Origin of the sequence: Amycolatopsis keratiniphila (assembly GCF_000400635.2) — a bacterium.
Classification (GTDB): Bacteria; Actinomycetota; Actinomycetes; order Mycobacteriales; family Pseudonocardiaceae; genus Amycolatopsis; species Amycolatopsis keratiniphila.
In genome coordinates, this window is the sequence record NC_021252.1 from 18,177 (window position 1) to 30,587 (window position 12,411).

The 12,411-nt window shown below is 68.3% G+C and carries 17 protein-coding genes; 8 read left to right on the forward strand and 9 right to left on the reverse strand.

Annotated elements, in window-relative coordinates:
* Positions 1 to 4: 4 nt before the first annotated feature.
* The 5 genes from AORI_RS41035 to AORI_RS41055 all read right to left on the reverse strand — a co-directional run bounded on the left by AORI_RS41035 (position 5) and on the right by AORI_RS41055 (position 4,760).
* The gene (locus AORI_RS41035) at positions 5 to 856 is read right to left on the reverse strand and encodes an ADP-ribosylglycohydrolase family protein (protein ID WP_016330474.1); all 852 of its coding nucleotides are present in this window, start codon (positions 854 to 856) and stop codon (positions 5 to 7) included.
* A 10-nt stretch (positions 857 to 866) separates the two neighbouring features.
* The gene (locus AORI_RS41040; RefSeq protein WP_016330475.1) at positions 867 to 1,865 is read right to left on the reverse strand and encodes a helix-turn-helix transcriptional regulator; all 999 of its coding nucleotides are present in this window, start codon (positions 1,863 to 1,865) and stop codon (positions 867 to 869) included.
* Between the two features lie 162 nt (positions 1,866 to 2,027).
* Positions 2,028 to 3,305, reverse strand: coding sequence for a M14 family metallopeptidase (locus tag AORI_RS41045; protein WP_081809755.1), 1,278 nt, complete (start codon positions 3,303 to 3,305; stop codon positions 2,028 to 2,030).
* Positions 3,306 to 3,399: 94 nt separating this feature from the next.
* A complete protein-coding gene (locus tag AORI_RS41050; protein ID WP_016330477.1) occupies positions 3,400 to 4,041 on the reverse strand; it encodes a pyridoxine/pyridoxamine 5'-phosphate oxidase in 642 nt (213 codons plus the stop codon).
* Positions 4,041 to 4,760 (reverse strand): hypothetical protein, encoded by a 720-nt coding sequence (locus tag AORI_RS41055; RefSeq protein ID WP_016330478.1) that lies wholly within the window; start codon positions 4,758 to 4,760, stop codon positions 4,041 to 4,043. The genes AORI_RS41050 and AORI_RS41055 overlap by 1 nt, the downstream gene beginning before the upstream one ends.
* Before the next feature lie 73 nt (positions 4,761 to 4,833).
* Between AORI_RS41055 and AORI_RS41060 the strand changes: the two genes are divergently transcribed.
* Positions 4,834 to 5,358, forward strand: a complete 525-nt coding sequence (locus AORI_RS41060) for a DUF2020 domain-containing protein (protein WP_016330479.1) — start codon at positions 4,834 to 4,836, stop codon at positions 5,356 to 5,358.
* 167 nt (positions 5,359 to 5,525) lie between these two features.
* Positions 5,526 to 5,978, forward strand: coding sequence for a DUF6918 family protein (locus AORI_RS41065; RefSeq protein WP_016330480.1), 453 nt, complete (start codon positions 5,526 to 5,528; stop codon positions 5,976 to 5,978).
* Positions 5,979 to 6,060: 82 nt separating this feature from the next.
* On the opposite strand, the gene AORI_RS41070 is transcribed toward AORI_RS41065, so the two are convergent.
* The gene (locus AORI_RS41070; protein ID WP_016330481.1) at positions 6,061 to 6,648 is read right to left on the reverse strand and encodes a TetR/AcrR family transcriptional regulator; all 588 of its coding nucleotides are present in this window, start codon (positions 6,646 to 6,648) and stop codon (positions 6,061 to 6,063) included.
* 79 nt (positions 6,649 to 6,727) lie between these two features.
* On the opposite strand from AORI_RS41070, the gene AORI_RS41075 reads away from it, so the two are divergent.
* Complete coding sequence (locus tag AORI_RS41075) at positions 6,728 to 7,123, forward strand: nuclear transport factor 2 family protein (RefSeq protein ID WP_016330482.1); 396 nt, start codon at positions 6,728 to 6,730, stop codon at positions 7,121 to 7,123.
* Between the two features lie 67 nt (positions 7,124 to 7,190).
* On the opposite strand, the gene AORI_RS41080 is transcribed toward AORI_RS41075, so the two are convergent.
* On the reverse strand, positions 7,191 to 7,910 hold the full coding sequence (locus AORI_RS41080; RefSeq protein WP_016330483.1) for a hypothetical protein: 720 nt from the start codon (positions 7,908 to 7,910) through the stop codon (positions 7,191 to 7,193).
* Between the two features lie 89 nt (positions 7,911 to 7,999).
* Between AORI_RS41080 and AORI_RS41085 the strand changes: the two genes are divergently transcribed.
* From AORI_RS41085 to AORI_RS41095, 3 genes are all read left to right on the forward strand, one after another.
* Positions 8,000 to 8,554, forward strand: coding sequence for a peptidylprolyl isomerase (locus AORI_RS41085; RefSeq protein WP_016330484.1), 555 nt, complete (start codon positions 8,000 to 8,002; stop codon positions 8,552 to 8,554).
* A gap of 43 nt (positions 8,555 to 8,597) precedes the next feature.
* The gene (locus AORI_RS41090) at positions 8,598 to 9,560 is read left to right on the forward strand and encodes a rhomboid family intramembrane serine protease (RefSeq protein ID WP_016330485.1); all 963 of its coding nucleotides are present in this window, start codon (positions 8,598 to 8,600) and stop codon (positions 9,558 to 9,560) included.
* A gap of 100 nt (positions 9,561 to 9,660) precedes the next feature.
* Complete coding sequence (locus tag AORI_RS41095) at positions 9,661 to 10,149, forward strand: hypothetical protein (RefSeq protein ID WP_016330486.1); 489 nt, start codon at positions 9,661 to 9,663, stop codon at positions 10,147 to 10,149.
* Here AORI_RS41095 and AORI_RS41100 read toward each other — a convergent pair.
* Complete coding sequence (locus AORI_RS41100; protein ID WP_016330487.1) at positions 10,134 to 10,511, reverse strand: PH domain-containing protein; 378 nt, start codon at positions 10,509 to 10,511, stop codon at positions 10,134 to 10,136. The genes AORI_RS41095 and AORI_RS41100 overlap by 16 nt on opposite strands.
* A 118-nt stretch (positions 10,512 to 10,629) precedes the next feature.
* Positions 10,630 to 10,896: a cell division protein CrgA gene (gene crgA / locus AORI_RS41105; protein ID WP_034322048.1), complete on the reverse strand. Its 267-nt coding sequence runs from the start codon at positions 10,894 to 10,896 to the stop codon at positions 10,630 to 10,632.
* 415 nt (positions 10,897 to 11,311) lie between these two features.
* Here crgA and AORI_RS41110 point away from each other — a divergent pair, with 415 nt between their 5' ends.
* Positions 11,312 to 12,208, forward strand: coding sequence for a class E sortase (locus AORI_RS41110; protein WP_016330489.1), 897 nt, complete (start codon positions 11,312 to 11,314; stop codon positions 12,206 to 12,208).
* Positions 12,208 to 12,363, forward strand: coding sequence for a hypothetical protein (locus AORI_RS83780; protein ID WP_005161850.1), 156 nt, complete (start codon positions 12,208 to 12,210; stop codon positions 12,361 to 12,363). The genes AORI_RS41110 and AORI_RS83780 overlap by 1 nt, the downstream gene beginning before the upstream one ends.
* Positions 12,364 to 12,411: the final 48 nt, after the last annotated feature.

The window sequence follows — 12,411 nt, forward strand, 5'->3', positions numbered from 1 at the left end:
TACGTCAGATGTGCAGCAGCCGCTCGTCGAGTCTGGCCAGATGGTCGCGGCCGAACTCGCCGTTCTCCAGATCGCGCCACAGCACCGGCGGCAGATCCTGCGCCACCTCGGGCGAGCGTGAGGCGGCGGCCAGCGCGATCGTCGCGACGGTGTCGACGTCGCCGGTGAGCGCGACGGCGGAATGGAGCATCCGGGCGAGTCCTCCGCCGCCGGTCAACACGGTCAGCGCGGCTCGCACGCTCATCCAGCCCTGCGGTCCGACCTTGCCCGACCACGGCAGCGCCCAGCCACCGTGCCCGACGTCCTCGGGCAGGATGCCTTCGATCCACTTCGCGATCTCGGAAAGCGGACCGAGCCGATGGTGGCAGTAGTGCACGGCCAGCGCGGCCGCCTGCGCCGCGGCGATCCCGGCCGGGGTGTCGTGCGTGATCCTGGCCTGCAGTTTCGCGTGATAGAGCACGTCGTCGACGGCCGGCAGGATCCCGATCGGCCCGGCGCGCATGGCGGCGCCGCTCTTGTCGCTCTGCGGCCGGAGCCGCCGCAGCAGCTCCTCGCCGTCGCGGACTTCGCTGAGCAGCTGATGGAACCGCGGCGCGTAGCCGTCGTGCGGATCGCGGTGATACGCCCGCACGAACTGTTCGGCGAGCAGCAGCGGCGTCCATCGCAGTCCCGAGACGAGCGCTTCGGCGATCGCGATCGTCATCTGCGTGTCGTCGGTGTAGCGGCCGGCCGGGGCACCGGGCTGACCGTGATGCGGTACGTAGCCGGTCAGGTTGTTGTGTTCCGCGACGAAGCTCGGGTACGCGTGCTCGAAGGCGCCTCCGTACGCGTCGCCGATGGCCAGCTCGACCAGCATCCGGACTCCTTCAGGCGGTGAAGCGTGCCGTTTCCGAGGGAAGTTTGCCGTAGGTGTCGCGGTAGAAACCGGAAAACCGGCCGAGATGCGTGAAGCCCCACCGCAGCGCGACGTCGGTGACGGTGCCTTCGGCGCGCCCTTGCGCGATCGCGAGCAGGTCCTGATGCACGTGGTCGAGCCGCACCCGGCGCAGGTACTCCATCGGCGTCAGCCCCAGATCCGTCCGGAACGCCTGCTGCAGCGCGCGCACGCTGACCCGCGCGGCCATCGCGAGTTCGCCGATCGACACCGGTTCGGCGGCGTGCTCCTCGCAGTAGGTCATCGCTCGGCGTACCGCCGTCGACTTCGGCCGATGCCGTTCCGCGGCGAGATCGCCGGACAGCGAATGCGGCTGACTGTCGAGCAGCCCGTGCAGCAGCAGCTTCTCGAAATGCGCGGCGGCCAGCGGCGACCGGTCGAACATCCCCGACGCGGCGGTCTCGCTGAAGGTGTGGAGCAGGGTGAGCCATTGGTCCATGTCCGGCGCGATCACCGGATCGAACCGCAGGGGCGACGTCGGCGCCTCGCCGAGCCGCTCGTGCATCGTGTCCGTCACCAGCTGCCTGCCCAGGCGGAGCAGGAGGATGTCGGGATGGTCGTACCTGGTCTGGAACCGGGTGCCCGGACCGGTCACGACATGTCGTGACGGCACGATCTCGCCGTCGATCTTGACCTGGCTCTGGCCGTTGAGGGTCACGACGACGGTGTACGCGTCCAGGGTCTCTTCGCCCTGGAGGACGACGTCGGAGTCCAGCGTCAGCTCGTAGACCGACAGGCCGTTCGGGTCGATTCCGGTCACGCGGAGGCCGCTGAGCTGGGAGATGTCGAAGAACCCGGTGGGCGCCGGGGTGTGCAGCTTGACCGTGTCCGGGGCGAGGAACGCCTGGAAGGTGTGCTCGAGTTCGTCGAAGTCGTCGCCGGTGACCACCGTCGACGCGATCGGGGAGCCTTCCGAGAACCGCTTGCGCACCTGCCGATCCTGCCAGGCTGCGAGGGATCGACGGGTGCCAATACGGAGGAAACACGGCGACCGGCAAGCTGCGCGCGCGGTGGGTTGTTCACCAGGACCTGGGCGACGCCCGGAGCTTCGGCTTGGATTCGCCGAAGAGCCGGGCGTCGCGAGTGGCCGATCTCAGGCTTTCGCCTCGTTGACGATGATGTCGACGGCCTTGTCGTTGCGGGCGGTCTGCTCCGGGATCACCGAAGCGGGCGGGTAGAAGCCGTCGATCCCGCCGTCCTTCGGGTACATCTCGAAGGTGTAGCTGAGGATCTTGTGCTTGCCCCACGCCCAGTCGTTGACGTCGCCGTCGGTGACGTACAGATCGCTGGACTGCTCCGGCGTGTAGCCGTTGGTGGCGGCCATCTGCTTGCCGACGTCGGCGAAGCGCTTCGCTTCCTCTTCGTTCAGGCCCGTGTCGGTCTCGGCCTTCGTGTAGCCGTACGGCCAGAGCACCAGTTCCGAGAAGGTGTGGAAGTCGATGTGCGTCTTGATCTGCTGCGTACCGCCGACCACACGGGAGTCGACGAAGTCCGCGACCGCCTTGGTCTCGGGCTCGGAGAACGCCGACGGACCGTGGTAGTCCTCGGCGGACGGGCTGTTGCTCGACCCGCCGCAGCAGTTCCACTTGTAGTCCCAGTTGCGGTTCGGGTCGGTGCCGACCGCGCTGCTGCCCGGCACGGGCTTCCGCGTCTTGCGCCAGCCCTGGTACTCGCCGCCGGTGATGTCGTACTCGGAGCCGTCCGGGTTGACGTTCGGGATCACGTAGATCTCGTGCTCGTCGACCATCTTCTTGATGGCCGGGTCGCTCGCGTAGCCGCTGGTGAACCGCTGCACGATCCGCAGGCACATCTCGGTGGTGAGGTGTTCGCGCGCGTGCTGGTTGCAGGTGAACAGGACCTCGGGCTCGTTCTCGTCCGTGCCCGCGTTGTCGCTGATCTTCAACAGGTTCAGCTCGCGGCCTTCGTAGGACTTGCCGATGCTCGACAGCGTCGCGATGTCGCTGTGGTCCTTCGCGGCCTTCTGGAGCTCCGCGGTCGTTTCGGCGTAGGTGTGGTACGCCTCGTCGCCCGGCGGGAAGTCGCCCGCGACGGCCGCGGTGCCCGCCCGATCGCTCCGTTGTTTCAGCATGCCGTCGAAGTCGCCGAGCGACTTCAGGCCGAAGCCGCCGGCGCGCAGGGCCGCGGCCTGCCCCGGCGTGGCGACGACGGTCAGCGCGCCGCCACGCGAGCCCGCGACGTCGACACCGGTACGGGCGACCTCGGTGCGCTTGTCGGGAGTGGACGCGCCTTCCACCGAATACAGCCCTCTCGCCGGGTCGCCGGTCTGGGCGCTCGCGACGGGCGTCGTGACGGCCAGCAGGGCGAGCCCTGTGGCGGCCAAGGCGCCCCCGATGCGACGGCGTGTGGACATTTCGCCTCCGAACGATCTGGGGACAAGGTGGCGTTCACCGTCGCCGAAGTGAATCATCCACGACAACCCGACGATCGTCGTTCCCAGTTACCGTTTACGGCCAGAGGCGTTCTTTGTGCCAGCTTCCGTCCACGCGCCGGTAGCGGAGCCGCCGGTGCCGCCGGTCGTGGCTCGCCTGCCAGAACTCCACTTCGGACGGCGTCACCAGGTAGCGGGTCCAGGTTTCCGGTGCCACACCGGGATTCTCCTCGACCCACCGCTCCGCTTCCGCGGCCGCGCGGTCGAGATCGGCCGGATCGTCGAGCACCTGGGACTGCCTGCCGATGAACGCCTCCACCCGGGACGCCGGCGGCCTGGCGGTGAAATCGGCCGCGGACACCTCGGGATCGGCGACCGAGACCGGGCCGCGCAGCCGGACCTGACGGCCTCGTCCCGGCCAGAAGAACGTCAGCGCGGCGAACGGATTCTTCGCCAGCTGCACACCTTTCGGGCTTTCGGAGCTCGTCGCGACCGCCCAGGTGTCCCCGTCGACGTCCTTGAGGATCACGACGCGCGCGTCCGGCACCCCATCCGCGTCCACTGTGGACAGAGTGACGGCGTGCGGCGCCAGGACGTGTTCCCCCGCCTCGTCGAGCCATTCCAGGAAGAGCTCGCGCGGGGTCGCCGGGGTGGCCTCGGTGTCGAACTCCGGGAGTTCTTCGGGGAACGAAGGCCAGCCGCGCAACGTGCGGTCCATCAGTACCCCGGCGGGCGCTGCGGCGGATAACCGGGCGCGGGCGGCGGATAGTGCGGCGGATGCTGACCCGGCGGCGGACCCTGCGCGGGCGGCGGCCCGACCGGATACTGCGGCGGCGGTGGCTGCTGCGGTTGCCAGCCGGGCGGTGGCTGCTGGCCGGGCGGCGGGCCGGGCGGTCCCGGCGGCATCGGCGGCTGCTGGCCCTGCGACTGCGCCCACTGCACCTGCTGATAGACCTCGGCGGGCTGCGGGAAACAGAACGTCAGCTTCGCGTTGACCGAACCCTGTACCGCCGCGCCCCACAGCTTCCCGCCGACGAACGCGTACATCTGCGCCGCCGAAACGTCGACGGCCACCATGCGTGTCTCGCCGCCGAACTGGTTGCCGGATTTCGCCGACGCGGCCTGTGCGGCGTCCGGGTACACCCGGTCACCGATCAGTCCGGCGATCACCACCGAAGCGGCCGTCCAGCCGACCGTGCCCATCACGTTCGCGCGCGCGTGCTGCGTCGCCAGCCCGGTGAAGTCGTACAACGCGGGCGCCGTCACCTCCGGGATGGCCGCGGCGACGACGCAGTAGTTCATCGTCGACATCATCACGGACTCGGTGAACAGGCCCACGACAGCGGCGCTCGGGCCGATCTGGACCGTGTTCAGCCTGCCCCCGCTGCGCTGGATGCGCTCTGCCACCGCACCCAGGTACTGCTCCTTGCTGAGCACTGACCCTCCCGAAGACTCCTCGCGCAGCGCCATCGTCGCACGAAAACGGCGATCTGCTTCACTGGACGCCACTATGCGACGTCTTCTGATCTTGCCGCTCGTCGTGCCGCTGCTGGCGGCCTGCGGGCCGACGGAACAGCCGCCGCCCGCGGCGAGTTCGCCCGCGCCGTCGAGTACCGCGGCGCCCAGCATCCCGCCCGCGCCGGAGCCCACCGGCAAAGGCCCGTGCCCGTACCTGGGCAACGAGTTCGTCTCGGATGCCAACGGGCAGAAGGTCTCCAAGGTCAAGACGTCGGCCGATCAGCCGCATCCGACCTGTTTCTTCTACGCGCTCAGCGGGAAACTGCAGCTCACCGTGCGCGTGTACGTCGGGGAACCCGCCGTGGCCAAGGCGCTGGTGGATCAGGCGGCGCCCATCGACACCTCCAACCCCGCCGACGAACCGGCGGGCTGGAAGGGCGGCTACCAGCCTTCCGGCGAAGGCGCCGTTTACGCCGTCGCGAAGGGTGGAAACGCGGTAGTCGTGACCACCAACCAGAAGCAGAGCATCAAGGCACGTACGGTGGCGAAGGAGGCTATCGGTGAGCTGAAGCTCTAGGTAGTGGTATCCACACGTCAGAGTGAAGTTGATCTTGTACTACCCTGTGCCGCACGCGCGAGGTTTCGCGGGACCAGCGCGACGCCAGATCCGGCGGAGGCCGCCTTGCGGTGTGGCTCGGCGGCACAAAAGATCATTTCTCCCCATAAGACAAAAGGACAGGTTTCGTGGCTGACACCCTCAAGGAAATCTTGCTCGACTCCAGCCGTCGCCCGGCGGTCGTGAGCGACTTCGAAGGCCTCGTCGACGCCGAGGTCTCGGACAAGGGCGGCGTTTCGGGTGCCGTCGTGAAGACCGGCTTCGCCGCCGTCAAGAAGATCAAGCCGGGCATCATCCCCGCCGCCGTCGACACCCTGCTCGACGACTTCACCGTCGCCCTCGAGCCGTTCTACGGTGACTACAAGGCCAAGGGCGGCAACGACTTCGGTGCCTACCTGGTCGGCCGCAGCGACGAGGCCTCGGACGCGCTCCTGTCGGTCACCGACTCGCGCGCCGAGAAGAGCAGCCGCGACAGCATCAAGAAGGTGTACTCGAAGCTGCGCCCGAACGGCAAGAAGAACGTCGAGGAGGCCCTGCCCCGCCTCGGCCAGCTGATCGACAAGCACGCTGCGTCTGCCTGATCGCGCTTGACGTAAACGCGCCAAGGGGCGTCGTTCGCTTTCAACGTTTCCGTTGAGAGCGGAGGGCGCCCCTTCGTCATGTTCACGGTGTCGCGCCGAATATCCGGAGCAAGCTCGTGTGCAAGGCGTCCGCCGCCTCGTCGGCGGACATCCGGCCGGCGTCGGCCTCCTCGCCGGACGCGTGCCCGAGTTTCACGGTGACCGCCACCAGCCAGCCCGTCGGCAGCCGGTCGTCGAACTCGCCCGACGCCTTACCCCGCCGGATGACGCGTTCGAGCCGCTCGGCGACCGGTGAATGGCGTCGCTCATCGGCGTCCGGGCTCGCGGGCAGGGAAGTGATCTTCCGGAGCAGAGCGGGGTACTTCCCGGACGTGCGGCGTCCGGCTTCGATCAGCCGCACGAGCGCCTCGGCGGCCGGGCCGTCGTCGAGGTCCGCGGCGTCCATCGCGGCGACGGCCTCCTCGGTGATGCGGTCGAGCACCGCGGCCAAGAGGTCCCTTCGTGACGGGAAATGGGCGTAGACCGTCTGACGGGTCACGCCCGCGGCGGTGGCGATGGCTTCGACGCCGGCGTCGGGATCGGCGCCGAGGGTCTGAAGCGCCGCGTCCAGGATCGAAGCCCTGCTGCGCTGTGCGTCGGAGCGCTGGTTCCGCGCCGGGGATCGAGACATCTCTTACACCTTGTCAGAATTGATGGGCCGTGGATATCTTACAGCTTGTAAGAGATCTTTCGTGAGGCTGGGAGTAACCATGGCGCCCTTCCACGGCACGGACCCGAAGAAGTTCATCGCGGATTTCCACCTGTCCTTCCACGACGACCTGCTGAACAGCGACGAAGACGCGGGCGTGATCGTCGACCGCTATCACACGCCGGACATCGTGCAGATCGCCGACGGCCACCGGATGGACCGGGACAACCTCATCGCGCACACCCGCCCGGTCCGCAAGAACCGGCCCACCGCGCGCTGGGAGGTGCACGAAGCGGTGGCGGCCGGAGACCGGATCGCCGCCCGGAGCACCTTGTACGTGACGAACCGCAAGAGGGATCTCACGATGGAGGTGTACTTCTTCGGCGAGTTCACCCCCGACGGCCGGATGCGCCGCGGGCACACGCTCACCCGCACCCTTCCCGTCACCGAGACGTGAAAGGGCCGCCCGGGACCGAAAAGTGGTCCTGGGCGGCCCTTCGCGACAAGCAGAAGAGGGTGAGGCGTCAGTTCTTCTTGTCGGCGGAACCCGCGTTCGAAGCCTGGTGCCCGTTCTTCGGGGCCGTCGGCTTGGCCGCACCCGAATTGCCGGTGGCGGGCTTCGCCGGAGCGGCGGGCTGAGCCGGCTGTGCCGGTTTCGGCGCGGCCGCGGCCGGAGCGGCGGGCTTCGCGGGAGGAGCGGGCGGGGCGGGCGGGGCCTTCGGCGGCGCGGGCGCGACCGGCGGCTCCTGCTTGGAACGCAGCGCGTAGGCGGCACCGGCGCCGACGACCGCGATACCGATCACCCACGGCCAGCGACGACGCTTGCGCGTCCCCTTCGCGGCGGTCTTCGCCTCGATGAGCGCGGCCTTGAAGTCCTTCTTCGCCGCCTTGAAGTCCTTCTTGCCCCGGCGCTTGGACTCGCCGGCGGACTTCGCGGCCAGGATGGCGGCCTTGCGTGCCTTGCGGCCCGGCTTCCGCATCTCGGAAAGCCTGGCCAGCGCCTCCTTACGAGCCGCCTTCGAGCTCCGCTTGAGCTCCTTGCGGGTCAGTTCCGTCTTCTTCGCGAGCTTCTTGCGCGCGCGACGGCTGGTCTTAGCGATCTCACCGGCGCTCTCGGAGAGCTTCTGCTCGGCTACCTCGACGGCGTGGGCGGTGGCTTCCTTACCCGCCTCGACAGCACGTTTGCGCAGGCCGAGCGCGCCGGCCTTCGCCGACTCGCTCACCGAATCTGCGGCCCGGGTCATGGCCTTCACCTCATCAATCGTTTTGATTCTGCTTCGTTGCTTGTAACCTATCGTGCCCCTTTTCCCCAGATCTTGCCGCAGATGGCACGATGAAGCTCGTGACTGAAAGCAAGGGATCCCTCGTTGGTGGCGCGCTGAAGGCCACTCTGCACACCAACCAGGGTGACATCAACCTGAACCTGTTCCCCGACCACGCGCCGAAGACGGTCGCGAACTTCGTCGGGCTCGCCGAGGGCACCAAGGAGTACACCCAGCCCAACGCGCAGGGCGCGAACTCGGGCCCGTTCTACGACGGGTCGATCTTCCACCGCGTCATCGACGGCTTCATGCTGCAGGGCGGCGACCCGACCGGCACCGGCCGCGGCGGCCCCGGCTACAAGTTCGGCGACGAGTTCCACCCGGAGCTCCAGTTCTCCAAGCCGTACCTGCTGGCCATGGCCAACGCCGGACCCGGCACCAACGGCTCGCAGTTCTTCATCACCGTCGCGCCGACGACGCACCTGAACTTCAAGCACACCATCTTCGGCGAGGTCGCGGACCAGGCTTCCCGCGAGGTCGTCGACGCGATCGGCCGCACGGCGACCGGTCCGGCGGACCGTCCGCTGCAGGACATCGTCATCGAGAAGGTCAGCATCAGCCGCTGATCGCGCAGCCGGTCACTGGGGATTTCGGTAGGTTGGTGGCATCGTGAGCCAACCACCGAATCCCCAGTTCCAGCAGGCCGCCATGCCCGGTTGCTGGTGGCACCCGAACCGGCCGACCGGGCTGAGCTGTTCACGCTGCGAGCGTCCGGCCTGCCCGGATTGCCTGCGCGAAGCCGCCGTCGGCTTCCAGTGCACGGACTGCGTCCAGGCCGGCCGTCAGCAGGATCGCGTCCAGCAGAAGCAGTATCGCGACGCCGGCTACGGCTCACGCACCCTCGCGGGCGCTCAGCCCGCCCGGACGGCTGTCGTGACGCCGGTCCTCCTGGCGCTCAACGTCCTCATCTTCTTCATCACGGTCGCCCAGTCCGGCAGCCTCGCGAACAACAACTTCTCCGAGCTGTTCCAGTACGGCCAGCTGTGGAATCCCGCGACGCTGGCGGGCGACGAATGGTGGCGGATCCTCACCTCGGGCTTCCTGCAGTACGGCCTGCTGCACATCGCGAGCAACGCGTTCTCACTGTGGTTCGTCGGCCGCCCGCTTGAGACCGCGCTCGGTCGCGTCCCGTTCACGGTGCTCTACTTCGTCTCGCTGCTCGGCGGCTCGGTCGCGAACCTGGTCTTCAGCGACCTCGACGCCGTCCCGGTGGTCGGCGCGTCCGGCGCCATCTTCGGGCTCATCGGCGCGTACACGGTCATCGTCATCAAGCTGCGGCTCAATCCGACGTGGCTGCTGGTGATCCTCGGCCTGAACGTCTTCATCACCTTCCAGGTGCCCGGCATCTCCATCCTCGGGCACGCCGGCGGGTTCGTCGCGGGGCTCCTGACCACCTTCGCGCTGCTGTACGCGCCGGACAAGAACCGGCTGAAATGGCAGCTCGGCGGGATCGCGATCGTCGTGGTGGCGATGATCGGGCTCGTCGTCTGGAAGGACTCGCAGACGATTTCCGCGTCCTGCGAGCTCGCCACCAGCCGGGGCGTGCCCTCCTACGCCTGCTACCCGGAGTAGCCGAGCTTCCCCCGAGTGGGTCACCCGAAAACCCGGTGGAGACGCAGCCGGGCTGGGTACCTTCGAGTTGATCATGTGCATCGTCAACTTGGGGGTTGAGATGAAGATCCGGAAAGCAGCAGCTCTCGCCGCCGTCGCCGTGCTGGCGTCGGTATCGGCACCCGCGGTCGCACAGGCCGGGCAAGCCGCCGAGACCTGTCAGACCTACACGAAACGCTATTTCCTCGGCTCAGGCAGCACTATCACGCTCCGTGTCGCCTACGTGGATTCGGCGTTGAAAATCTGCTTCGGCGATCCCGGCGTCACGTCCTCGGCGGCCACGCAGACCGTCGGCACGACGGGACCGGGCGCGGCCACCGGCTGGGAGATCACGGCGGGCCCGGCGGTGGTGGAAGACCAGCGGCCCCGGCACGTCAAGGCGAAGTTCAGCGGATCCCTGCGAAACTGCGTCGTCAAGATCAACCCGATCTGCTCGCCGGCCTCGCCGTACGAGATCTTCGGGGAGTACGCGCCGCCCGCGGTCGGCCCGGCCGTCCCGGGCTGGTCACACGGCCCGAACGGCGACGTGCACTACTACGACAACGCCTGACCCTTGAGGGTGGTGAGGACCTCCAGCACGTCGCGGGGGTCCTCACCGAGGTCGATCCGGCCGAACACCAGCAGGTGGTCGCCGGATTCGACCTCGAGGGTCAGACTGTCCCGGCCGAGCCGGCGCGTGGTGCGCAGCCGGAGCCGGGCTTCGCTCCAGGAGTAGCGGTGCGCACCGCCCACGGTCCTGGCCAGTAGTCCGCCGGGGCCTGCCGCCAGCCGGGGACGGAGCAGGGTGCCGTGCAGTGCGAGCGCGCCCACGGACAGCATCGCGACCCCGGTCAGGACGGTGCCGCCGACGTCGCCGCCGATGGCCAGCCACAGCACGCCTGCCAGCAGCAACAGGGTGAGCACCCAGGCCACTACCACAACGTTCCGCTGCGGCGCCCACGAGGTGGGGTAGTTATCCACAGGGGTTATCCACACTGGGGATGAGTCACACCGGTGTAATTCGGCGTCAAGCCGCCATCCGGGGTAATGCTCACCGCCACCGCATCGTCATGAGCAGCCCGGCGATCATCAGCACGAAACCGATGGCGAAGTTCGTGTTGCCCAAGTCCGCCATGAAGGGGATCTTGTCGCCCGCGATGTAGTTCACGACCAGCCACATCAGGCCGATCAGCATGAGGCCGAACATCACGATCTTGTAGAACAGGTTCGACGGGCCCGCGGCCTTGACCTTCACCGGCGTGCGGCGATCGGTCGGCGGGGTGTACGCCGTCTTCTTGCGGACCTTGGACTTCGGCATCGTGTTCCTCGCGTACTGTTCGGCTTCCCTGGTGGCGATGACCCGCTTTCGGGTGCGCAACCAGCGCCACGTGCACACGTTAACGTAAACGAGCGCCGCTGGGCACCGTCCGGGACCGGTCGATTTCCCGCACTGTGACAATGGTGTCACAGACGGTTCGGCAGCGGTTTGGTTCGAGACTGAGGAGCTTTGCGTGGCTGAGCGGGAAGAGCCGGGCGGGGACCGTCGGCGGTACTCCGAACGACCACCCGGCGGAGGCCGTCCGGCCCCCCGGCGTAGACCGGACGACGCAATCCCGCCGCGGCGCGGCCCGGGAGAGGCGCCCACCCCCCGCCGGAGGCCGCCGGACGGCAGGTCCTACGAAGGTCCGCCGCCGCGCCGCCGGAGCGACGCGCCGCCGCCGCGCCGGCGTCCCATGCCGCCGCCCGGGTCGACCGAAGAGACCGTCGTCTTCGAACCGGTCGGCGGTGGCACCGCGACCGAAGAACGTCCGCCGCCGCGCGAACTGGGCAAGGGCGGCGTCGCCATCCGGACCGTGGGCGAGCTCCTCATCACCGCCGGCCTCGTGGTGCTGCTGTTCATGGTCTACGAGGTCTACGTGACCGACCTCTTCTCCGCGGGCAAACAGTCCGAGGCCAGTTCCGAGCTGGACGGCGAATGGGGCAAGGACCGGCAGCTGCATCCGGACCTGGTCGACGGGAAGGCGTTCGCCAGGATCCACATCCCGGTCTTCGGCGCCGACTTCAACTTCACCATCCAGGAAGGCACCACCGAGGCCGCGCTCGAAGTGGGCCCCGGCCACTACAAGGGCACCGCGCTGCCGGGCGAGCCCGGGAACTTCGCCATCGCCGGACACCGGGTCGGCAAGGGCGCGCCGTTCAACGATCTGGACAACCTCAGCTCGTGCGACCAGATCATCATCGAGACGCAGACCGACTTCTACATCTACAAGGTGCTGCCGTACAAGGACGAGGTCGAAGGCTGGGCGGCGGGCAAGGGCGCGCAGCCGAAGTGCAAGAACGTCGGGACCCTGCGCAACCCGAACGCCGCCGACGGCGGCCCCTACGGCGAGACCAACGGCCGCCGTATCGTGTTCCCGACCAAGGGCGACACGGTGAACCCGGTGCCGTACAAGGACCCGGAGATCCTGCCGAAGGCCGATCAGGTCTCGCTGCTCACGCTGACGACCTGTCACCCGAAGTTCTCGGCGAAGGAACGGCTCATCATCCACGCGGTGCTGGCCCAGCAGGTGCCGAAGAACCAGGTCGGCTCCTACGCCGAACTCCTGCCCAAGATCTCGGAGGCGCGCTGATGTACGGCTGGATCTGGCGCAAGCTGCCGGGCCCCTTCGCGGTGAAGCTGGCGACGGCGGTCGTGCTGGCGCTCGGGATCGTGGCGCTGCTGATGTTCGTCGTCTTCCCGTGGCTGGAACCGCGCCTCTGGTTCAACGAAGTGAGCGTCCAATAGCCGCGCGGTTCGGCGTCTTCCTCGTCTCGGGGCGGTTTCCCGGGCAGG